The sequence below is a fragment of the Acinetobacter sp. YH01005 genome, assembly GCF_013420465.1.
GTDB classification, from domain to species: domain Bacteria; phylum Pseudomonadota; class Gammaproteobacteria; order Pseudomonadales; family Moraxellaceae; genus Acinetobacter; species Acinetobacter amyesii.
Genome location: NZ_VOYA01000001.1, coordinates 191,205 through 214,300, shown reverse-complemented (window position 1 = coordinate 214,300; position 23,096 = coordinate 191,205). Strand labels below are relative to the sequence as shown.

21 protein-coding genes and 2 tRNA genes are annotated in these 23,096 nt (G+C 40.7%); 10 read left to right on the top strand and 13 right to left on the bottom strand.

Annotated features, from left to right (window positions below; translation table 11 throughout):
* The first annotated feature begins 54 nt into the window (after positions 1 to 54).
* Positions 55 to 645, top strand: a complete 591-nt coding sequence (locus tag FTT72_RS01130) for a DUF4112 domain-containing protein (protein WP_180026673.1) — start codon at positions 55 to 57, stop codon at positions 643 to 645.
* A gap of 149 nt (positions 646 to 794) precedes the next feature.
* Here the strand turns inward: FTT72_RS01130 and htpX are convergent, their stop codons facing one another.
* A complete protein-coding gene (gene htpX / locus FTT72_RS01125; protein WP_078190437.1) occupies positions 795 to 1,700 on the bottom strand; it encodes a protease HtpX in 906 nt (301 codons plus the stop codon).
* A 133-nt stretch (positions 1,701 to 1,833) separates the two neighbouring features.
* Positions 1,834 to 2,700 (bottom strand): lytic transglycosylase domain-containing protein, encoded by an 867-nt coding sequence (locus FTT72_RS01120; RefSeq protein ID WP_168378305.1) that lies wholly within the window; start codon positions 2,698 to 2,700, stop codon positions 1,834 to 1,836.
* Between the two features lie 500 nt (positions 2,701 to 3,200).
* Here FTT72_RS01120 and ttcA point away from each other — a divergent pair, with 500 nt between their 5' ends.
* Complete coding sequence (gene ttcA / locus FTT72_RS01115) at positions 3,201 to 4,130, top strand: tRNA 2-thiocytidine(32) synthetase TtcA (protein ID WP_168378304.1); 930 nt, start codon at positions 3,201 to 3,203, stop codon at positions 4,128 to 4,130.
* Positions 4,131 to 4,352: 222 nt separating this feature from the next.
* Positions 4,353 to 4,736 (top strand): SCP2 sterol-binding domain-containing protein, encoded by a 384-nt coding sequence (locus FTT72_RS01110; RefSeq protein WP_078190434.1) that lies wholly within the window; start codon positions 4,353 to 4,355, stop codon positions 4,734 to 4,736.
* Positions 4,737 to 4,811: 75 nt separating this feature from the next.
* Here FTT72_RS01110 and FTT72_RS01105 read toward each other — a convergent pair whose 3' ends face one another.
* Positions 4,812 to 5,924 carry a transglycosylase SLT domain-containing protein gene (locus FTT72_RS01105; RefSeq protein ID WP_078192143.1) on the bottom strand — a complete coding sequence of 371 codons (1,113 nt, stop codon included), beginning with the start codon at positions 5,922 to 5,924 and terminating at the stop codon, positions 4,812 to 4,814.
* Positions 5,925 to 6,289: 365 nt separating this feature from the next.
* Here FTT72_RS01105 and greB point away from each other — a divergent pair, with 365 nt between their 5' ends.
* From greB to epmA, 6 genes are all read left to right on the top strand, one after another.
* Positions 6,290 to 6,784 carry a transcription elongation factor GreB gene (gene greB, locus FTT72_RS01100; RefSeq protein WP_180003371.1) on the top strand — a complete coding sequence of 165 codons (495 nt, stop codon included), beginning with the start codon at positions 6,290 to 6,292 and terminating at the stop codon, positions 6,782 to 6,784.
* 86 nt (positions 6,785 to 6,870) lie between these two features.
* Positions 6,871 to 6,960, top strand: a tRNA-Ser gene (locus FTT72_RS01095).
* Between the two features lie 230 nt (positions 6,961 to 7,190).
* Positions 7,191 to 7,280, top strand: a tRNA-Ser gene (locus tag FTT72_RS01090).
* Between the two features lie 165 nt (positions 7,281 to 7,445).
* Positions 7,446 to 8,198: a class II aldolase/adducin family protein gene (locus tag FTT72_RS01085; protein WP_180177723.1), complete on the top strand. Its 753-nt coding sequence runs from the start codon at positions 7,446 to 7,448 to the stop codon at positions 8,196 to 8,198.
* Positions 8,199 to 8,313: 115 nt separating this feature from the next.
* Positions 8,314 to 9,381, top strand: coding sequence for a 4-phosphoerythronate dehydrogenase (locus FTT72_RS01080; protein WP_180065035.1), 1,068 nt, complete (start codon positions 8,314 to 8,316; stop codon positions 9,379 to 9,381).
* Between the two features lie 5 nt (positions 9,382 to 9,386).
* Entirely contained in the window at positions 9,387 to 10,355 is a 969-nt protein-coding gene (epmA, locus tag FTT72_RS01075; protein WP_373683443.1) for an EF-P lysine aminoacylase EpmA, read from the top strand.
* Between the two features lie 36 nt (positions 10,356 to 10,391).
* On the opposite strand, the gene FTT72_RS01070 is transcribed toward epmA, so the two are convergent.
* From FTT72_RS01070 to FTT72_RS16210, 10 genes are all read right to left on the bottom strand, one after another.
* Positions 10,392 to 10,832 (bottom strand): GNAT family N-acetyltransferase, encoded by a 441-nt coding sequence (locus FTT72_RS01070; protein WP_180049066.1) that lies wholly within the window; start codon positions 10,830 to 10,832, stop codon positions 10,392 to 10,394.
* 189 nt (positions 10,833 to 11,021) lie between these two features.
* On the bottom strand, positions 11,022 to 12,257 hold the full coding sequence (locus FTT72_RS01065) for a multifunctional CCA addition/repair protein (protein ID WP_180020723.1): 1,236 nt from the start codon (positions 12,255 to 12,257) through the stop codon (positions 11,022 to 11,024).
* Positions 12,258 to 12,338: 81 nt separating this feature from the next.
* Positions 12,339 to 14,618, bottom strand: coding sequence for an NADP-dependent malic enzyme (locus tag FTT72_RS01060; protein WP_078192090.1), 2,280 nt, complete (start codon positions 14,616 to 14,618; stop codon positions 12,339 to 12,341).
* A gap of 140 nt (positions 14,619 to 14,758) precedes the next feature.
* Positions 14,759 to 17,635 (bottom strand): EAL domain-containing protein, encoded by a 2,877-nt coding sequence (locus FTT72_RS01055; protein ID WP_180177722.1) that lies wholly within the window; start codon positions 17,633 to 17,635, stop codon positions 14,759 to 14,761.
* A gap of 183 nt (positions 17,636 to 17,818) precedes the next feature.
* Complete coding sequence (locus FTT72_RS01050; protein WP_180055741.1) at positions 17,819 to 18,532, bottom strand: 16S rRNA (uracil(1498)-N(3))-methyltransferase; 714 nt, start codon at positions 18,530 to 18,532, stop codon at positions 17,819 to 17,821.
* Between the two features lie 32 nt (positions 18,533 to 18,564).
* Positions 18,565 to 19,401, bottom strand: a complete 837-nt coding sequence (metF, locus tag FTT72_RS01045) for a methylenetetrahydrofolate reductase [NAD(P)H] (protein WP_168378282.1) — start codon at positions 19,399 to 19,401, stop codon at positions 18,565 to 18,567.
* Between the two features lie 217 nt (positions 19,402 to 19,618).
* Positions 19,619 to 21,001, bottom strand: a complete 1,383-nt coding sequence (gene ahcY, locus FTT72_RS01040; RefSeq protein ID WP_180026681.1) for an adenosylhomocysteinase — start codon at positions 20,999 to 21,001, stop codon at positions 19,619 to 19,621.
* Positions 21,002 to 21,191: 190 nt separating this feature from the next.
* Positions 21,192 to 21,329, bottom strand: coding sequence for a hypothetical protein (locus tag FTT72_RS16220; RefSeq protein ID WP_257233386.1), 138 nt, complete (start codon positions 21,327 to 21,329; stop codon positions 21,192 to 21,194).
* Entirely contained in the window at positions 21,305 to 21,628 is a 324-nt protein-coding gene (locus tag FTT72_RS16215) for a hypothetical protein (protein ID WP_257233385.1), read from the bottom strand. Before FTT72_RS16215 ends, FTT72_RS16220 begins: the two co-directional genes overlap by 25 nt.
* The gene (locus FTT72_RS16210; RefSeq protein WP_257233384.1) at positions 21,606 to 22,046 is read right to left on the bottom strand and encodes a DUF4062 domain-containing protein; all 441 of its coding nucleotides are present in this window, start codon (positions 22,044 to 22,046) and stop codon (positions 21,606 to 21,608) included. The genes FTT72_RS16215 and FTT72_RS16210 overlap by 23 nt, the downstream gene beginning before the upstream one ends.
* A 92-nt stretch (positions 22,047 to 22,138) precedes the next feature.
* Here FTT72_RS16210 and FTT72_RS01030 point away from each other — a divergent pair, with 92 nt between their 5' ends.
* Positions 22,139 to 23,086 carry a DUF4424 domain-containing protein gene (locus tag FTT72_RS01030; RefSeq protein WP_257233383.1) on the top strand — a complete coding sequence of 316 codons (948 nt, stop codon included), beginning with the start codon at positions 22,139 to 22,141 and terminating at the stop codon, positions 23,084 to 23,086.
* Positions 23,087 to 23,096 lie beyond the last annotated feature (10 nt).

Sequence of the window (23,096 nt, the reverse complement as noted above, 5' to 3'; positions counted from 1 at the left end):
GACTTCTAATATGTTTTAATCTCAGTGATTTACACGGTTTTTATTGGATAAAACATGACTGAACCATTAAAACAAAAAATGTCAAAGCAAGAAGTCATTCGCCTTGAACGCGATCTCGCCAAGTTTGCCAATATGATGGACTCTGTGGTTCGGATTCCATTTACCCGACAAGGGGTAGGTGCAGATGCAGCGTTGAGTACCATTCCCGTCGCTGGTGATATTGCAGGATTCGTCTTGACCTGCTATGCCGTCTATAAGGCCAAACAGATTGGCGTACCACAAGCCAAATTAAATGGTGTGATGAAACTCGCGGTTATGGATGCTGTCGTGGGGTTTATTCCTGTCGCGGGGACGATCTTCGATGTGTTTATTCGTCCGAGCCGTAAAGCTTTAGATGTCGTACACACGCATATACGTGAAGAATATCAAATCAGTACAGACCAACATGTGGTACATCCGTTTTTACATGAAAAATTAGAAGAGAAACAACAGCAATCGGCTTTTTGGCGCAACCCTGTGATTGCATGGTTATGGATCCATATCCCAGATATACTCGGGATGATTTTCTTATTGGTGTTTATCTTTGCAATTTATATGGGCGGTTCATTGCTTTGGCAATGGTTAAAGGCCAATGGGGTATTGTAGAGAGAAATGCACTGTTGCTTGAGCGCGATCAATGAAAGGCTATTCAACTGAAAAGTGATTGATAAAACGGTAAACGCTCTGAGAAAAATTAGACCCAATAAAAAAGCCTCCATAGGGAGGCTTTTTTACGACTTACATCAGATGCTGAATTATGGGCAATCTAATTGTTGTAAAGCCGCAACACGTTGTTCAATCGTTGGGTGTGTTTGGAACAATGCAGCTAAGCTGAAACCTTGTTCTTGACCCGCAGAAATAGCAAAGGCTTTCATTTCTTTTGGCATTTGATCTGGCATTTCAGATTCTGCTTGTAAACGTAATAGGGCAGAAATCATCGCTTGTTTACCTGCTAGACGCGCACCAGCTTCATCGGCACGGTATTCACGGTAGCGAGAGAACCACATCACAATAGCAGACGCTGCGATACCAAAGACAATATCTAATACAATCGTAATGACGAAGTATGCGATACCCGGTGCTTCACCATCTTCACGACCGAAGACATTACGGTCGATAAAGTCACCTGCTACACGTGCAAAGAACATGACAAAGGCGTTGACTACACCTTGCACCAAAGCAAGGGTCACCATGTCACCATTGGCTACGTGACCAATTTCGTGAGCGAGTACGGCACGGAGTTCATCTTTGTTCATACGCTCCAGTAGACCGGTAGAAACCGCCACTAAAGCATCATTTTTGTTCCAGCCTGTTGCAAAGGCATTTGACTGGTACGATGGGAAAATACCCACTTCTGGCATTTTGATACCAGAACGTTGTGCCAGTTGCGCAACTTCGTTGAGTAACCATGCTTCAGCTTGGCTACGTGGTGCATTAGGGTCAATCAGCTCTGTACCCGTGGTTTTTTTCGCCATCCATTTTGACATGAATAGTGAGATCATCGAACCCACCATACCGAACACAAAACAGATAACGAGCAAGTTGCCTAAGTTTAAGCCGCCTGCACCGTGGTAACTACCGACACCGAAGAGTGACAAGATTATGCCAGCTACAACCAGTACCGCGAGGTTGGTCAGCAAGAACAAACCAATCCGCATCATTGGGTAAATCCTCTTATTATAGAAAAATGATCTGATTTACAAATAAAAATCATTAAACTCAATATGAGGTGAAAGTCTTAAAATTTCAAGGAAAAATTAGTAAAACAGATGCAATTTTACAAAATCAGTGATTTCATTCATTGAGATAAATGCGCGCTGAGGCAGAAGCATTTGCTGTCGCAAATGAACCTGAAGGTGCATCGGTAAAACTACCATTGTCCGTTTGAATAATTTGACGTGCCGGTGACTTGGCAACAGCAGGGGCAGCGGCATGGTAATTGTCCGAACTGGCAATAATCCGACCACTATTAGTAGAAGTGCTATTTGAACTGCTCGAACCCGAGACACTTAAACTACCAGCATATAGGTTGCTGTAGCGGCTAGTGACACGGCGGACATAGTCTTGAGTTTCACGAAAAGGTGGGATGCCACCATATTTTGCGACATTGCCTTCACCTGCGTTATAACCAGCTAAGGCAAGTGAGGTGTTGCCATTAAAACGTTTCAGTAGCCAAGATAAATAGCGCGCACCAGCCATAATGTTCTGATGTGGATCGTAGGCATTCGATACATTGAAGCGACGTGCTGTGGCAGGCATGAGTTGCATTAAACCTTGCGCACCGACTGGTGAGCGTGCATTGGTGTTAAAACCAGATTCGGTATGCATCACCGCTTTGATCAGACCTTCGGAAACACCATGTTGGGCCGCGGCTTGTTTAATAATATTGTCAAAGGCATTTTTATTACGGCTATAGCTTGGCAACACAGACGCTTCATTTGAGCCCCAGTTACTATAACTATGGATATTACTGTCCGGATAGTAGGTTTTTTTCTCGACTTTCAGATTGCTATAGCGGCCTTGTTTATTGGTTAGTAGCGTTGTGCCGTTACTTTCACGTAATTGATAGATCGTTTGGCCGGCAAAAATGCTCGGTGCAGCTAAACTGATAGCCACACTTCCACTTAATAACAGCCCCAAAGTCCAAGTATTGTTTTTCATTTTATTGTGAAGAAAAAAATTCTGTCCCCAAACAGTTAAAATAGAGTTTATCAAAAAAAAATCAGATGAAAAGGCTTCGAGGGCTGATTTCTTCTTTACTTTGTAAAAATCAAGTCATTTTGATGATTCAATAATCAAAAAAAATATTTATTTTTTTTTAATGAGCATAACTTGACACATATAAAGTATTGATAAATAAGTAATAATAAATTGATCAAAAAATGATCAATTTAAATAGAAGCCTTAAAATAAGGGCAGCTCACCTTGTCAAGTCATTTAAAATCCACAAAGTTATCCACAGCTTTTGTGGACAACTGTGGAAAAGTCCAAAAGATAAGCGTTTCGCCTAAAAAATGAACTCGACCGTATAAAATAATGCGCTGAGGATGACGTGATCATGACAGTATTTTTAGTTTTTTCGGAAATTACATTCTTTTGATGCGAGAAGTCTGCGAATCGGATAAAATTGCGCGGTATTTTTTTTTAGGTTTAACTCGTCTATGTTCTCGCCAGTTGAGTCCGAACAAGGATTTAATTTCAAACCAGAACTACCAACTAGCTCTGCGTATTATCGTTTATTGAAAAAGCTACGCCGTCAGGTCGGTCATGCCATTCGTGATTTTAAAATGATCGAAGAGGGCGACAAGGTGATGGTCTGTATTTCAGGCGGTAAAGACAGTTATACCTTGCTCGACATTTTGTTGCAGTTTAAGCGTATTGCACCGATTAATTTTGATGTGGTTGCGGTCAACCTTGACCAAAAACAACCGGGTTTCCCTGAAGAAGTATTGCCACGTTATTTAGAAGAAAACAAAATTCCGTATTACATCTTAGAAAAAGATACCTACAGCATTACTAAACGTTTAACCCCAGAAGGTAAAACGTATTGTGCAGTATGCTCACGTTTACGTCGTGGTTCGTTATACGGCTTTGCTCAAGAAATTGGGGCGACGAAAGTGGCTTTAGGTCATCATCGTGATGATATTTTGGCGACGTTCTTCTTGAACTTGTTCCATGGCGGTAGCTTAAAAGCCATGCCACCGAAATTATTGTCTTCTGATAAAAAGAACATTTTGATTCGTCCACTGGCTTATGTGGAAGAAAAAGACATTATCAAGTATGCAGAAATGCGTAAGTTCCCAATTATCCCATGTAACTTGTGTGGTTCTCAGGAAAACTTACAACGTGCGATGTTAAATGACATGCTGCGTACTTGGGATAAAGAATTTCCAAAACGTTTACACAGTATTTTTGGTGCGTTGCAAAATGTATCACCTTCACAACTGGCTGACCGTGAGTTATTCGACTTTGAAGCCTTGGATGAACAACGCGAATTTGACTTTAAAAATAGCGAAAGTTGTTCAACTGAAGAAGGTGAGCCTGAAAGCAAACGCATTAATATGGTGAACTTAGGTTTTATGGCAGATTAAGCCGAAAACCTTATCATGCAAAAGGCATTCTACGGAATGCCTTTTTTATGCTTATGATTTTTCTCATTTTGTTATTAAACAGTTAAATATTGAACGGTGCGTACAAAAAACTTTAGCCTTTTCACAAATGATCATGCTATAACAAACCTCAAGCAAAATATGCTTGTACTGATGTTGTCCGGAACGGCAACACACACGAACAAAATAAATTGAGGAAAGATCATGCCTGCTTTTTTAACTGATGATTGGTTTTCAACTGTAGAAACTCTGACAGCTCAAGCTGGTGATTTAAACTTACCACCTGCATTGGCTAATCTTGCAATTAACCTTGTGGTTGCTGACGCTGCAGGCAATACTGAATTGTCATTAGATGGTGGTGCAATTAAAAAAGGTTTATCTTCAAACGCGAAAACAACGTTGAACATGGATGCTGAAACTTTACGTAAAGTATTCCTTGAGTTTGATATGGCTGCAGCGATGCAAGCGTTTATGACGGGCAAAATAAAAGTACAAGGTGATATGTCACAATTGATGGCATTGCAAACAGCAAAACCAAGTACTGAGCAAAAAGATTTATTCAAAAAAGTACTTGAGCAAACTGCTTAAGTTTAAAACGAAAAAAGCTTACCCAAAGGTAAGCTTTTTTTGTGCGCTCACATGTAAATGTTAGGTGGACGCATATTAGATATTCACAAGTTGAGGTGTGGTTTTAATATGTTCCAAATACGCACGAATACGCGTGACATATTGCACAGCTTGACGATAACGACCATTGCTGGCCTTGTTACGGTCTAGATAAGCATATAAATTCACCCACTTATTTGGGTTTTTACCCTGAGATTGGATGCGCTTTTGAATCTGACTTACAGCACCAGGACCCATGTTATAAGCCACTAAGGCATACCAATTACGATCAGGGTACGGAATGTTACTATAACGGTTTAGCATTTGGTCATAGTACTTTGCACCACCTTGAATGCTTTGAGTCGCATCTGTACGGTTGCTCACCCCCATGGCTTTTGCTGTACTGTTGGTCAGCATCATAATGCCACGAACACCCGTTGGGGATACCGAGTCAGGTTTGAGGTAAGACTCTTGATAACCAATCGCTGCCAATAAATGCCAGTCTAGATCGTATTGCTTGGCTGTGTTTTTAAAACTTGCCTTATAGATCGGCATACGTTTACTTAAATCACGTTGAATCACATTCCAAGAATCTTGTTTGACCACATTACGGTTGTAGAATGATGCCAACTGTCCAATTGCGCCATTTTGTTTGGCACGGCAAATAAAACCACTCGCGGTTTGGCTGAGTGGATCATCTGCATTTTTAAATACCCAGTTTAAGTTGCTGTTTAAACCATTCTTTTTTAAAGAAACGGTATCACCACAACTGGCTGAAAATGACGTCAAATGCTTGGCTTCAATGGTACTCATTTCGGCAGTGGTCATAGCAAAATTAGCTTGACCTTTGGCAACCATTTTTAAAGCAGTGGCATTGTCATTCACTGTTTTAAAATCTAATTGAACATTTAAACTTTCTGCATAGTTACGTGCAAGGTCGTAACCAAAACCATGTCGATGTTTACCATCCTGAAAAACAATGGCAGGATTGGCAACTGCAACAACAGTGAGTTTATTACTGTTGACGACAGCATCATATTGATGTGCTGTTTTGCTGGCATTAATACTGTGAAAAGGAATTAAGATAGTACTAAGTGCAAGCGCTTTAAATGGGAGAGAGTTAAAAGAGTTAAGGCAAAGCCTCGACCCAGAAGTTGAACTACTGTGCATGTTGTCTCCGCTACAAGTAATTTATGCCCTAAAAAGCAAAGGCAAACACGCCTCAGACTTTTTCAAGTTTGATAAATTCAATAAGGGTTGGGCAGTCATGACGTCATTCAAAAATGACTAGGGGTTTTCGGGAAATGTGTAGAAAATCTACACTGGATAAAAATTAAACAAGCCTAAAAGATGTGCGCATAATAATAAGCAAAAAAATACTTGTCAAATTTTGTACGAAAAAATATTAAAATATGTAACATAAATAATTGATTTTGTTTGCGAATAAATTTTATATACTTTGCCTGTGTAGAAATGGAGGATAAAATAGGCATGTTTTGTAAAAATCAGCGCTTGCTCAAGGCCGAAAAATCATCATGAAATCTAACTTAATTACCCGTGGTGGACACGATTTATTGGTCGCTGAACTTCAACATTTATGGCATGAAGAACGACCTGAAATTACCAAAAAAGTGAACTGGGCGGCCAGTCTTGGCGACCGTTCGGAAAACGCGGATTATCAATATAATAAGCAATTGTTACGCAAAATTGACCGACGTGTACGCTATTTGGGAAAACGTTTGGAAGAGCTTCGTATTATCGATTATTCACCCGAACAAAAAGGGAAAGTCTATTTTGGGGCGTGGGTCGATATTGAAAATGATGAAGGCGAACAAAAAACGTTAAGGATCGTGGGGGTAGATGAAATTTATGATCATCATCCGCAGCATATCTCAATTGATTCACCTATGGCTCGAGCACTCCTGTCCAAGCAAGTGGATGATGAGGTCGAAGTCCTGACCCCACTGGGAAAAAAATGTTGGTATATCAATTCAATTCGTTATGAAATGGGCGAAAGTACTGAAAAATAACAAACTGCTCTTATTTTGTTCAATTGGATGTGTTTTTTACAAAATAATTTGCCATTGCTGAAATTTATTTATATGATGGCGGCCATGGAAGCGTGGCAGAGCGGTTTAATGCACCGGTCTTGAAAACCGACGAGGGCGCGAGTCCTCCGTGAGTTCGAATCTCACCGCTTCCGCCATATTCAAAAAACCCTGATGTTTTTAGCATCAGGGTTTTTTTATGTGCCTAAATTGAGGTAATGCAATTAGCCTTGACCTTAATTCAATACATATTGATTCAGCTTCTATTTTTCTGACTTAAACCAAAATTTTACAATCGCCTAAATTTTGTATGAATGATTCGCCAAGTGTTCAAAATAAGGCAAAATAATTTGCCAATCTGAATTTTTATTTATATGATAGCGGCCATGGAAGCGTGGCAGAGCGGTTTAATGCACCGGTCTTGAAAACCGACGAGGGCGCGAGTCCTCCGTGAGTTCGAATCTCACCGCTTCCGCCATATTCAAAAACCCCAATGTTTTACATTGGGGTTTTTTTATTGCCTAAATTTTTGAATAGTTTTTTTCTACAGGCGAAGTTGATATACAGCATGAATATGACATGCTATTAATTATTCACAATAAACAGAAAACATAATTAATCGATTTAGAAAAGGAATTCATCCATGCAAAAACCAGAGCTTATTCATGAACTGGAATGGCAAGCGCGTTGTCAATTGGCGGCACTGTATCGCTTAGTGGCTTATTATAAAATGACCGACTTAATTGATACTCATATCAGCCTGCGTTTAAGTCATGAACCGGAGCATTTTTTGATTAATCGTTATGGTGTGACCTTTGACAAAATGACAGCTTCTGATTTGGTCAAAATTGATCATGAAGGAAAAATTATTGAAACTTATGATGCAGGGAAGATGGTGAATGTCGCCGGCTTTGTAATTCATTCGGCCTTACATCATGCGCGTGCAAATATTAATTGTGTGATTCATACGCATACTGCAGATGGCGTGGCAGTTTCTGCACAGGAACATGGATTATTGCCAATCTCACAACATGCGTTAAAGTTCTATCAGAACATTGCTTATCATGAATATGAGGGTATTGCCTTTTCAACTGAAGAGCGTGAAAGACTGGTACAAGATATGGGACATTATCGCTGCATGATTTTACGCAATCACGGCTTGCTTGCGACTGGAGATAGTGTGGCACGGGCATTTCATGAAATTTATTTTTTAGAACGAGCTTGTCAAATTCAAGTAAAAGCATTGTCGAGTGCTACATTGCATTATCCAAGTCCGAAGATTTGTGAACATACGTTGCAGCAGTTTGAAAATCCGATGGCCGAGCCCATTATTCAAGCGGCTTGGCAGGCGGCCTTGTCTTTAATTGAAGATCAGCACTCAGATTATTGCAGATAATATAATTTTCTATCATCTAGCTTATAAATAAATGGCGCTGTGCCTTATGTGCAGAAGAATAGTCATGGCATGAGCAACGCGTTATCATATTCATAGTGGAACTATGAGATGAACTATGAAAATCGTTGCAGATGAAAATCTGGCATTTACGGAGTATTTTTTTGCCGAATTTGGTGAAATAAAGCAAGCGGCAGGTCGAACATTGACCCATGCAGATGTCAAGGATGCCGATGCATTGTTGGTGCGATCGGTGACTCAGGTAAATGCAGACTTAATTCAACAGACCGCACTCAAATTTGTCGGTAGTGCTACGATTGGAACAGATCATTTAGATATTACTGCTTTAGAAAAGCAGGGGATTGCTTGGTCAAATGCCGCAGGTTGTAATGCACAAGCGGTTGCTGAATATGTGATTACGGCATTGCTTTACGTTAAACCTGAATTGTTGAATGCAAATGAAAAATTTACCTTGGGCATTGTTGGTTTAGGTAATGTTGGTTCACGTTTAGCCGTCATGGCAGAATTATTCGGTTGGAATGTCATTGGCTATGATCCATTTGTGCAATCTGATCAGGTGAAACAAGTTGAATTTGCAGAACTGTTAAAAAGTGCAGATGCGATTAGTACTCATGTGCCACTGACCAAAGAGGGTGAACATCCAACCTATCATTTAATCAATGCTGCTGCGCTTGCTGCTATGAAGCCAACTGCGATCTTGATTAATTCCGCGCGTGGGCCAGTGGTCGAAGAAGCTGCCTTAATTTCCGATATTCAACAGACACAGCGTAAAGTGGTCTTAGACGTTTTTGAGCATGAGCCAGAGATTTCAGCAGCGTTGTTAGATTTAATTTACGTGGTGACACCACATATTGCGGGCTATAGCTTGGAAGGTAAAGCACGTGGCACACAGATGATCTATGAAGCATTTTGTCAAACTTTCAAGCAACCGATAAATAAAGCTTTTGAAAGTCAGTTGCCCGTCTGTGAGCAGTATTTTACGGGTGCTGACTTTAAGACGGTATTACAGCGTTATTTAAAAGATATTTATGACATCGCTCGTGATGATGCCAACTTACGTGCTTGCCTAAAAGACGGCAAGGTGGATCAAAAAGCCTTTGATTATTTACGTAAAACCTATCCTTTACGCCGTGAATGGGCTGCACATGGAGGCCCAGCAGCATGAGTCAAATGAACTTTCAACCGAGTTGTGAACTCACTGCACTTCGTGCACGTGCCACGATGTATGCTCAAATTCGCCAGTTTTTTGCGGCACGTGATGTACTAGAAGTGGAAACACCTGTGCTTTCTCAAGCGGGTGTCACCGATGTGCATTTAGCATCGGTACAGGCTCAGCGCCATGTGAATGGTCAAAAGCAAACGCATTATTTGCAAACTTCACCTGAATTTGCCATGAAACGTCTGTTGGCAAGTGGCAGTGGATCTATTTACCAAATCTGTAAAGTTTTCCGTGATGATGAACATGGACGTAAACACAACAGTGAATTCACCATGTTGGAATGGTACCGTCCGGGTTTTAGCTTAAAAGACTTGATGTTTGAAGTGACGGACTTATTGAATGAAACTTTGAAACAGCGCTTTGGTGAAGTTCGTCCAACTATTTTGAGCTATAAGCATGCCTTTATGGATCGTTTGGATTTGAACCCGTTACAAGCTTCTTTACAAGATCTGAAAGATTGCTGTCGTCGTGTGGGGCTAAGCTTAGATCTGGGTGAAGACCGTTTAGGCTATATCGATTTATTGTTCTCGCATTATGTTGAGCCGAGCCTCGGTTTTGATACGCCAGTGTTCCTTACAGATTTTCCACCGGAAATGGCTTCTTTGGCGAAAACCTGTGTGGACGAAGATGGTGAATTGGTTGCAGCACGATTTGAGCTATATATCGAAGGTTTAGAGTTAGCAAATGCTTATGATGAACTGATTGATGCAGACGTTTTACGCCGTCGTTTTGAGGCGGATAATGCAGAGCGCGCTAAACTTGGCTTGCATGTGATGCCGATTGATGAATATTTGCTTGCTGCATTACCGTATATGAGTGAGTGTGCAGGTATAGCCTTAGGCATTGATCGATTGCTAATGGTGGCAACGAATCAGTTAAAACTTGAAAAAGTCATTAGTTTCCCAGCTGATATTTCTTAAAAAATGTCTTGATCGGCTGATGGTAAAATTGGCCGATCAATTTAAATGTTTAGTAAAACCCAAACTATAGGCTTCAAACCCTAAATTTTGATAAAAAGCATGTGCGGCATAGCGTTCAGGACGATTACCACTGTTGAGTAAAATACGTTTTAGACCTTGTCGCCGAGCGCTTTGCTCAATGGCTTGCATGAAGCGTCGCCCTAAACCTTGACCGCGATAACTGGCATCAATGACAAAAGCCTGAATCCGAATAAATCCTTCCTCAAACTCCCAACTGTATTGTTGGATAAAACCTGCATAACCAATGACGCGGTCATCAGCCATCATCACCAAGGTTTGATAATGCTTATCCAAATGAATCAACTGCCAATGCTGTTGGAGTCGCTCTGGTGGTATTTCATAACCCAATTGGAGTGTGAGTTGATGAATGTCGAGGAGATCTTTTGGGAGGTGTAGTGGACGAATTTGGGGATGCATATTGTCAGCTCGATGGTTTGTTTTCCTTAGAGCATAGATGAATGAGCCTTGATGTGAATGCAGATATTTTTCAAAGCTTATCTATATCTGAAAGGGCAAGGTGAAATATTGCAAAAGTTAAAGTTTTAAAAATATAGAAAAGGAAAATATAGAAAAGGTAAATTAAAAAAGCACCCGAAGGTGCTCTAATTATGCTTCAACTGCATATTGACTGGTTTTTAGTTCTGCAATGGCTTGGATACGTCGTTCAATCAGCATTTCACCAATATCCGGCCCTGATACATCAGGTGGAAGATCGGCAGCCTTAATATTACGAACCACCTGCATGGCATCTAAAACGTATTGAGCTTGCGGATAGGCACGATCCTCTAAACCTAAGCGACCACGTGAATCACATTCACAGGCTTGTACAAAGGCCTCTACGCGTTCAGGACGGCGTAGTACATCCATACGTTGTAACAGACGCCATAATGTCCCCGGTTTTAAACTCAAGGCTTGATGGCATTTTAAATGCTCTTTACATACTGAAATGGCCAATTGCTTGGTATTGGTGGGTACACGCATACGGTCACAGACTTCGGTAACCGGTTTTACCCCACGTTCTTCATGCATGATATGGCGTGGTAACTCATCTACTGGAGTGAGTGCTTTGCCCAAGTCGTGTACCAGTACAGCAAAACGAACATCCAAAGAATAATTGGCACGACAGGCTTGCTGCAATGACATCATGGTATGAATACCACAGTCTATTTCAGGATGATATTCAGGACGCTGTGGAATACCGTATAACGCATCAATTTCAGGGAATAAGACTTTTAAAGCGCCACAGGCTCTTAAGACTTCAAAATATTCATCTGCATGGTCTTCCATTAATGCACGGGATGTTTCCTTCCATACGCGTTCAGGTGTGAGGGCTTCAAGCTCGCCAGATTTGGCAAGCTCTTGCATCAGCGCAAGTGTTTCTTCAGCCACTTTAAAACCTAAAGCTTTATAACGTGCTGCAAAACGTGCAATCCGCAGAACTCGCAAAGGATCTTCGACGAAGGCATCAGACACATGGCGAAGGATGCGTCGCTCTAAATCTTGTTGACCATGGTAGGGATCATAAATTTGGCCAGCATCATCCATGGCAATCGCATTGATCGTGAGGTCACGTCGAATGAGATCTTGTTCGAGTGTGACATTGACGTCGGTATAAAATTCAAAGCCATGATACCCATGTCCAGACTTACGTTCTGTACGGGCTAAGGCATATTCGTCTTTGGTCTCTGGATGAAGAAAAACAGGGAAATCTTTACCCACAGGTTGATAACCTTGAGCAAGTAATTGTTCCGGCGTTGCACCGACAACGACATAATCTTTTTCGTGATAGGGGTGCCCGAGCAAGTGATCTCGAACTGCACCGCCTACTAAATAAACTTGCATGAAAAAACCTCTATTCTTAGAGCAATCATGCTACAGAACAGAGGTTTTCTCAAGTCACAAAGTGTGTTCAGGTCAACTAAATTAGAGTGCTAATTTTTCGTTTTCTTGAATCTCTGCAACAGTCAATGCAGTCATATTCACTAAACGGCGAGTTGTCGCTGTTGGCGTTAAAATATGAACGGGTTTTGCAGCACCCAAAAGAATTGGGCCAATCGTCACGTTACTACCTGAAGTTGATTTCAACAAGTTGAACGAAATGTTCGCTGCATCCAGATTAGGCATAATCAGCAAGTTCGCAGAACCTTTAAAACGTGAGTTCGGGTATGCGAAATGACGAATATTTTCATCCAATGCGGCATCACCATGCATTTCACCTTCAACCTCAAGTTCAGGTGCAATTTCTGACAAAATATCATAAACCTTACGCATTTTTTGAGCGCTAGGATCATTTTGGTCAGAACCGAAACTTGAGTGAGAAAGCAATGCTACACGCGGCGTAATACCAAAACGGCGGACTTCTTCAGCCGCTAAAATAGTCATTTCAGCAAGCTGTTCAGCTGTTGGGTTACGGTTAATGTAAGTGTCGGCAATAAACAAGTTACGATCTTCAAGCATTAATGCATTCAGCGTGAAGAAGTTATTACGGCCTTCTTTTAGCCCAATCACATTGCTGACGAAGTCTAAGTGAATGTCATAGCTAGAATAAGTACCACATAGCATACCATCAGCCACACCATGACGAACCAGCATTGCAGCGATCAGGGTAGAGCGACGACGTGCTTCACGCTGAGCGTATTCAGGTGTTACACCTTTACGTTGCATGATGCTGTAGTAATCGTCAGCAAACTTATCGTAATCAGGGTTTTTCTCTTGATCGACGATAGTGATGTTCACGCCGTCTTCAAGACGTAGACCTAATTTCTTGATGTTCGCTTCAATGACTGCAGGACGACCGACAAGAATTGGTTTTGCTAAACCTTCATCAACAGCAATTTGCACCGCGCGAAGTACACGTAAATCTTCACCTTCAGCATATGCAATGCGTTTCGGATCAGTTTTCGCTTGCGCAAAAATTGGTTTCATCATAAACGCAGAGTTGTAGACGAATTCAGATAAACGTTGACGATATGCAGAGAAGTCTTGAATCGGACGAGTTGCAACACCAGAATCCATCGCTGCTTGTGCAATTGCAGGTGCAATTTCAAGAATCAAACGTTGATCTAATGGGCGCGGAATCAGGTAATCACGACCAAATGAAGCAGATTTTTCACCATACGATGCAGCATCAGCTTCGACATGCGCCATGCGAGCAATCGCATGTACACAAGCAATCTTCATCTCTTCATTAATCGTAGTTGCGCCAACATCTAGTGCACCACGGAAAATATAAGGGAAGCAAAGTGCATTGTTCACTTGGTTTGGATAGTCTGAACGACCAGTTGCCATAATCACGTCTGGACGTGCTTCATGTGCATGTTCAGGAAGAATTTCAGGGTCTGGGTTAGCAAGGGCAAAGATAATCGGATCTTTCGCCATGACTTTAACCATTTCTTTGGTCAAAATACCTGCTGCTGAAAGACCGAGGAACATGTCCGCACCTTCCATTACATCAGCAAGCTGAGAGCCTTCGATGTCTTGAACGTATGCCTTTTTCGACTCATCCAAGCCTTCACGTTTAGTCGTCAATAAACCGCGTGAATCTGCCACAACGATGTTTTCTTTTTTCACGCCAAGTGCGCAAAGTAAGTTCAAACATGAAAGGGCAGCAGCACCTGCGCCAGAAGCGACAATTTTGATTTCTTCAATTTTTTTGCCATTGAGTTGAAGTGCATTCAGTAATGCAGAACCCACAATGATTGATGTACCGTGTTGGTCATCATGGAACACAGGAATATTCATGCGTTCACGAAGTTTTTGCTCGATGTAGAAACACTCTGGGGCCTTGATGTCTTCAAGGTTGATACCACCGAAAGTTGGTTCCAATGCTGCAACGATATCTACGATTTTGTCTGGATCGTTTTCAGCAATTTCAATGTCAAAAACATCAACACCAGCGAATTTTTTGAATAGAACGCCTTTACCTTCCATAACAGGTTTTGACGCTAAAGGACCAATGTTACCTAAGCCCAGTACGGCTGTACCGTTACTGACTACAGCAACAAGATTACCGCGCGCTGTGTAAAGTGCAGCAGTAGATGGGTCGCGTTCAATTTCTAAACAAGGTGCAGCGACACCTGGCGAGTATGCGAGGGCTAAATCGTGTTGGTTGACCAATTGTTTGCTTGGTGTAACGCTGATTTTCCCCGGAGTTGGAAATTCGTGATAATACAAAGCCTGCTGTTTTAAAGATTGATCGTCCATCTGTATCTCGATTGTGTTTTGTTTATCCAATATAAAGCTGCAATGCTTGCTTTATCCGCTTGAATATAACATTAGTTGCACAGTTGGGACAGTCGAAGTCGCGTCTTTTTCAGACAATCTTATAGCTCAGGCATAGTGACTTATATTAAGTAAGTATAAGCAGGCGAAGAGATATTATTTTCAAGGAACACGGTTGCCTCTTCTTGTGGCAGTGGCTTAGAGAAAAAATAGCCTTGAGCAATATCACATTCTAAGTCTTGTAGGTACTGTAACTGTTGTTCAGTTTCAATCCCTTCAGCGACTACCGTCATGCCCATCGCTTTGCCCATGGCAATCATGGCACTAACGATGGCCAATTGTTTATTTTCACCAATTTTAGAGATAAAACTGCGGTCTATTTTTAAGATATCAATTGGGAAATCAGCTAAATAGGACAGTGATGAGTAGCCCGTACCAAAGTCATCAAGTGAAATATTGATTTTACGTTTTTTTATTTCGTTTAATAGTTCACGTACTGAATCTAGATTTTCGACCAAAGAAGATTCTGTAATTTCCAGTTCCAGACTGGCACCCTCAATTTGATTGGCATCTATCGCTTCATCTAAATCATTTAATAATTGTCCACGGCGCAGTTGCTGCGCAACAATATTGACGGATACACAAATATTTTGATAACCCAAATTATTCCAAAAACGAATTTGCTGCGCGGTTTTTTGCAGGACAAAACGCCCGATATCGGAAATTAAACTGGTTTGTTCTGCTAGAGGAATAAATAAGCCCGGTGGTATTAAGCCTTTTTCAGGATGATTCCAACGCACTAAGGCTTCAAAACCATAAATATTTTTATCACGGAAATTGATCTTCGGTTGGTAATACACCACCAGCTCATTATTTTGAATGGCTTTACGCAAGTCTCGTTCCAAGAAGATCCCTTGCTCTAATAATGCGGTATTTTCATTGGAATAATAACGTGTGGTATTGCCGCCCAAATTTTTTGCTTCGCTTAGCGCTTGTTCTGCACAATTATTCAGATAATCCAACTGACGGCCATGCTCAGGATAGAACGCAACACCCATCGATAAGGTGATGACATGTTCTTGGCCAAAAATATTAAATGGAATGCTAAAAGCTTTATTGATGCGTTCACAATGTTCTTGTACTGAAGGGCGGATGTGCGAGATTTCATACACAATCGCAAAATCATCGCCATTTAAGTGTGCGACAAACAGAGCTTCGGCATTGGTTAGACGTAAACGCTGTGCGACTTGGCGTAACAGTTCATCACCACCATTGTTGCTGAGATATTCATTTAATGGACGGAAACGATCGATGTTTAAACGAATGACAGCCAACTGTTTAATCGAATCTTGCTGCGAAACTAAATATTGATGCAGTTGATAGTTGTAATAAAAACGGTTCGGTAAATCCGTTAAGGTGTCATAGTTTTCTAAATATGATAAGCGTTGTTCTTGCAATTTACGTTCGGTCAGGTCTGAAACGATCCCGATATAATGGGTGACACGGTTTTGATCATCGGTAATGGCATTAATATGCATCCACAGCGTCAGTTCTTTACCTGAAAGAAATTTTTCGTGCAATTCACCATCATATTCACCAATTTTCAGCACTTGTTTAATGATCGAGTAGTGCATACTGCGTTGAATTGATTTGTAATTCGCTGTGATATCAAAAAGATGTTTGCCAATAATTTGGTCGTAGTTAAATCCGGTTAATTGTTCGTAAAACGGATTGACTTCGATATAGCACAGTTCTTCATTTAAAATGAAAATTCCTTCAGCGGCTTGTTCGAGTACACTAGCTGCAAGTTTTAAACGTTCTTGTGATGTCCGTTCTTGATGGATATCACGTCGAATACCGACCATGCGCAATGGCTTACGATTATCTGGATCGCGTTGAATGACCCGTCCAATATCATGTACCCAACACCATTTTCCTTGACTGTTTTGAATCCGATAGGTGGCCTCATAACGGTCTTTAAATCCACGTAGATGTTGAATCATCGCTGATTTAAAATGAGGGATATCATCAGGATGGATCACATGTTGTAACTGTTGCTGATGCTCTTTCGAATGTCTAAGGGTTTTTTCTTGCTTATAGTTGGTGACAACGATTTTACGGTCTTTGATATTCCAATCCCAAGGACGTAAACCGGCGATTTCATGCGCAAGGACTAAATTGGCTTGTTGGTTTTCTAAATCCTTATTCATTTGCTCAATGTCGAAGGTCCGCTCTTTAACTTTCTGTTCAAGGATTTGGTTACCCAGTTGTAGCTGTAATTCGATGTCTCGTGATTTGTTGACTTCATCTTGGAGCTGCTGACACAGTTCATCAGTCCATTTGACTTGTTGCTTGGCACTATCAACCAGTAGGTTGTTTTTTGCATGTAAAGTCGATACACGACGATGAATTCGATATGACGTCATGGCGCACATTAGAATCACAATGAGCCCAAAATTAATACTCAGGCTAAATAAGTGATTTGAACTATCTAAGAAAAAGAACTGTGCAATCAGATACGGCACGATAGACGGGATAAAGGCTAAACAAAAATAATTGAGTTTTTGCGTTAAATAGGTCAAACCAAAGGTTTGCGTCACGATCAAGAGTAGGGCTGAGAGCGTTAAGGCCTGAATCGGTTCAAAGCTTTGATTGGTCGCAGGTAAATAGTAAAAAATTAAAAAGATACCGCTCGCAATAAGCGTACCGACTGAAAAACACTGAAATTGTAGCCAACGATGCGCAATCATCAGTGAATATTGTTCAGGTTTAAAATAAACGGTGCTAATCAGCCAGCATAAACTGACAAAAACTTCGGTAAAAATAAACCAAATATTGAAATATAAAGATGGTGATTTATAAAAAATTTGATATATCGAAAAAATATATAAGCAAATAATCAGAATACTGACTAAAAAATAGCGGCTATGGCGAATCGTGTTCGCAATTTGAGCAGTATGATTGTACTGCTTGATATATTCATCTTGTTTATACGTCATGAATATAAAAACCCTGCCTTAACCAAATTTAGATCGTTGTATTTGTATTGTTCCTGAGAGTATTTGTTTATTCTTAGTAACAAATCATTTGTTTTTATTGACTCTAGGGTAATTGCGTTACAAATAAAAAGCAATATCAAGGATGCCATCATTGATGCTTTCAGATGAACCATCGAGTAAAAATTAAATAAATTTATAATTTAAAATTGAAAGTGCAACTACAGGTGCAGTTTCTGTGCGAAGGACACGTTCACCGATACACCAGTTCACAAAACCTTTCTCATTTGCTGCGCTGATCTCGGCTTCGCTCAAGCCACCTTCAGGGCCAATCAGTAAGGCAAAGTGCGGGTCAGCATCTGCTAATACATCAACTTCATCTTTATTGGGTGCGAGTACCAACTTGGTTGTCGGTAGATTACTCTCCAACCATTTTTCAAGGGAAAGGGGCGCAAGTACTTTAGGGACAATGTTGAGACCACATTGTTCACATGCAGCAATAGCAATGCTTTGCCAATGGTCGAGTTTCTTTTGATCACGATCGTACTTCAAACGCATTTCACAACGTTCGGATGTGAGTAGTTGAATTTCAGAAACACCGAGTTCCACCGCTTTTTGAATTGCATAATCCATGCGGTCGCCTTTGCTCATCACTTGACCCAATAGTGCTGTAAAATGTGGTGTGCGATTGCTTGGATTGAATTGCAAAACTTGGACGGCAGCCGACTTTTTAGCGACTTCAACCAATTCAACATGGTATTCGCCACCTTGCCCATTGAACAAAGTGGCAGTTTCGCCCACTTGAGCACGTAAAACTTTTACCCAGTGATGAAACACTGTTTCCGTTAATTCAACAGTCGTATCAACAGTTAAATCAGCTTCAATATAAAAACGTGGCATTAAAGTTTTACTCTCAAAAAGGTCGAAATGTCTTATGCAAGACCGAGGTCTTTCACAAGTTGACGTGTAGGGTCAGTGGTATTCATGGTGTAGAAGTGCAGGCTTGGCGCACCACCAGCAATCAGGCGTTCGCAAAGTTTCACAATCACTTCATGACCAAAGGCTTTGATTGACGCTGTGTCGTCGCCATAAGTCGCAAGCTGTTTGCGAATCCAGCGAGGAATTTCTGCACCTGTACCATCAGCAAAACGAATTAAATTGCTTGCATTGGTAATCGGCATAATGCCTGGAGCGACAGGAATGTTCACGCCTTCTTTTTGAATGCGCTCTACAAAGTAGAAATAGGCATCTGGATTAAAGAAGAATTGTGTGAGTGCTGCATTAGCGCCTGCATTGGCTTTATCGCAGAAACGTTTGATGTCGAGATCAAAGCTGTCTGCTTGCGGATGCATTTCAGGATAAGCCGCCACTTCAATTTTGAAGTGATCACCTGTATGTTCACGGATGAAACGCACAAGATCTGTTGCATAAGGCAATTCGCCTAAGCCCACCTGACCAGAGGGCAAGTCACCGCGCAGCGCAACAATACGGTCAATGCCTTGCGATTTATACAAATCCAGCAATTCAGCAATACGTTCTTTGCTGTCACCAATACAAGAAAGGTGAGGAGCAACAGGCGTGCCTTTACCATTGAAATCATTCAATGTAGACAAAGTACGTTCACGGGTAGAACCGCCTGCGCCGTATGTTACAGAGAAAAATTCAGGATTTAATAATTGTAGTTCTTGGTGTACAACTTTAAGTTTTTCCGCGCCCGCATCAGTTTTGGTCGGAAAGAACTCAAAGGAAATAGGAATCTGTTTTGACATGTTCAAATCCTTTTTTTATAAATACTTTTATTTAAAAAAATCCCCTCATCCTAACCTTCTCCCAGAGGGAGAAGGGACTTCCATTATGAAAGTAATAGTTATTTGGAGTTAACAACAAATTTGCTTTCACAATGAAGAGTTCCCTCTCTTGCGCTGAGCTTCAAAGCAGTGCTTGAAGCACGCTCAGGAGAGGGTTAGGGAGAGGTATTTATAAAACTTAGTATTTATAAGCCTCAGCTTTGAACGGGCCTTCAACTTGAACACCGAGGTAATCCGCTTGTTCTTGAGTCAAAGTCGTTAATACGCCACCGAAACCTGCAACCATTGCAGCAGCAACTTCTTCGTCTAATTTCTTAGGAATAAGTTCTACGCGGATCGCAGCTTGTTTTTGATCTTCAGGAAGATCAGCAAATTTTTCAGCGAATAGGTGCATTTGACCCAATACTTGGTTGGCAAAAGAACCATCCATAATACGTGAAGGGTGACCGGTTGCATTACCAAGGTTCACCAAACGGCCTTCTGAAAGAAGAATAAGGTAATCATTTTCATTTTCTGAACGATACACTTGGTGAACTTGTGGCTTAACTTCAACCCACTTATAACCACGTAAATAGTTAGTGTCGATTTCAGTGTCGAAGTGACCGATGTTACAAACCACAGCGCCCGCTTTTAATGAATCAAGCATTGCTGCGTCACATACATGGTAGTTACCAGTAGTCGTTACGATCAAGTCAGTATTTTGAAGAAGGTCAAGGTTGATGTCTTCTTTCTTGCCAGTTTGAACGCCGTTTTTGTACGGAGCAACAACTTCGAAACCATCCATGCATGCTTGCATTGCGCAGATTGGGTCAACTTCAGTTACACGTACAATCATGCCTTCTTGACGAAGTGATTGAGCAGAACCTTTACCTACGTCGCCATAACCGATCACAAGCGCACGGCGGCCAGATAAAAGCATATCTGTACCACGTTTGATGGCATCATTTAGAGAGTGACGGCAACCGTATTTGTTGTCGTTTTTAGACTTAGTTACAGAGTCGTTTACGTTGATTGCAGGAACTTTTAAAGTACCGTCGCGGTGCATTTCGTAAAGACGTTGAACACCTGTAGTGGTTTCTTCAGTAATACCGTGGATTTTAGCAATTACTTCTGGGTATTTTTCGTGAACAAGTGCAGTTAAGTCACCGCCATCGTCCAGAATCATGTTGGCATCCCAAGGTGTGCCGTTTACATTGATTTGCTGTTCAAGACACCACATGTATTCTTCTTCAGTTTCGCCTTTCCAAGCAAATACTGGAATACCCGCAGCAGCGATTGCAGCAGCAGCGTGGTCTTGAGTAGAGAAGATGTTGCACGAAGTCCAGCGAACTTCTGCGCCCAATTCAACTAGAGTTTCAATTAAAACTGCAGTTTGAATAGTCATGTGGATACAGCCTAGGATTTTCGCGCCAGCAAGCGGTTTAGCCGCTGCATAGCGTTTGCGAAGACCCATTAGGGCTGGCATTTCTGCTTCTGCGAGTTTGATTTCTTTACGGCCGTAGTCAGCTAGTGAAATGTCGGCAACTTTATAATCTGTAAATGAAGCATTAACCGCGTTCATCACGATCTCCTTAATAAAAACAATTGATCATTCAGTTCGCGGATGCCGTTGTTGATTGGAACGAGTGTCCAACCGAATCGTCGAGCCTAGCGATCTTATATTTAGTGCCTATAAGAAAGTCGCAGCATCCCTCGACTAGGGCAGTATTGTACTTGGAATCGAAAATTGTTCCAAGTTGAAAAGAGTAATATCAGGTATTTTTCTCAAGCTGGGCTTTTATTTGATCAAAAGCTTTCCATCCTGTATTTGTAAGGTTAAATAGTCGGCCTTCATATCCTTCATCTTTAATTAACCCTAAATTTTCTAATTCTTGAAGTGTACTTTCCATGAGGCTATTTCTCTAGGAGTTTTTAAATCTAAATTAAATTTTCCAGCATGAATGTGTGTGTGATCAATGCCTTGGTTAAAGAGTATTTCACTTTCGGTTTCGCCTGCATTCAAAATTAATTGAATCATTTCATTTGTTGGCTCAATTGTATTTTGAGTGTCTGATTTAGCAGCTGTTAATGAAATCGTATTGGATAATGTTGATTGAATATATTCATTTTGTTGAATGTGAAGAGATAAGTGGTCTTTAATTTTTTGTTTAAAAACTATTAGATCATCATAAAACTGTAATACCCCCACTGGGTTTCCATTCATTGATTTGATTTTTTAATTTATCGTATTGATCTGTAAATTGGCTTGGTCGAAAAGGTCTATCACATATATAAATAGAGGTTAATTTATTGGAGGCTATATGTTTAGAAATTTCTTCGACAGTTCCGCTCACATATTCCCCAGTCTCAGTGCCTAAGCGAGTCCAAAAAATACCAATTAAAATATCCGAATTTTCTAAAATTCGTTTGTTGATAATTTCCTGAGGACGACTCCCCATTTCAGGCGCAACATGTGTTTCCCAACCAATCGGATTTAGCATTACACCAAACTGTTTTGAATGAATTGCATTCCACTCATAGATAGCATCTCGTACTAATTGCCTTTCTTCTGCAACATCACTCGGTGATGCAATCATTACATTTAGAATTGTTGCTTGGTATGCCATATATTAATAACATTTTATTAGGGTGATTTTGAATCAATATATATTCTCAATGAAATTTTAACCATAGATTTTTATAGTAAAGGTTTGAAGTAATGAATAAAAAATTATTTATAGTACCCATGCTTCTACCAGCTTTTGTATTCGCCAATGACTCAACGGGTTATGTGGCAACAGGCGGTGTGCAATACCTGAAAAATAAAGATATTCAAATGTTCAGTGAAGACCTGTTTATTAGTAAAAAAATTATTAAGGTTGATTACCAGTTTAAAAATTTAAGCAATAAAGATGTCACTGAAACGGTCTTATTTCCGTTGCCAAAAGTAGAAAACTTCTTTGAATCTGATTTTGCCAATACAGAAAAGCTGCTCAAAAGTTTTAAAGTTCAAGTGAATGGAAAAACGATTCAGCCTGAAATGCACGTGCGCACTTTTATTCAAAAAAATGAGAAAACAGCCCCGATTGATATGACTGAGAGTTTTAAGCAATGCGGATTTACGGAAAAAGACATGCTGAATCCGTGGAGCAGGCAAGATGTTGAATATAAAACTTTTGAGGCAAAGCTTAGAAACTGTAAAAATGCAGCGCTGCAAAAAGTATTGCCCAAAGATCCGAATGAAACCATTTCATGGTCGTCTCAGGTGATTTACAGTTGGAAGCAAACGTTTAAAGCCAATGCGCTCACACGTGTACAGCATCAATATGCACCGCTAGTGGGTGGGTCTGTGGCTTTATATCCTGATGAATATAATAAAAGTTATTGTATGGATCAAAACTTTAAGGCAGGACTCAGAAAGGCTAAATCACAGCATGCACCATTTCAAGCGCTGGGCTATATCTTAAAAACTGGTGCCAATTGGGCAAAGCCTATTCAAGATTTTAAACTGACTATCGAGCGTGATGCAGGAGAGTTGGTTTCTTTTTGCTGGGCAGGTAAAGTGAAGAAAATCAGCGCTACGCAGTTTCAAATGGTTGAAAAGAATTTTGTGCCCAAACAAGATTTGGACATTATTTTTGTGCATGTGAAATCAGGTCTGGATTAAAACTTGCAGG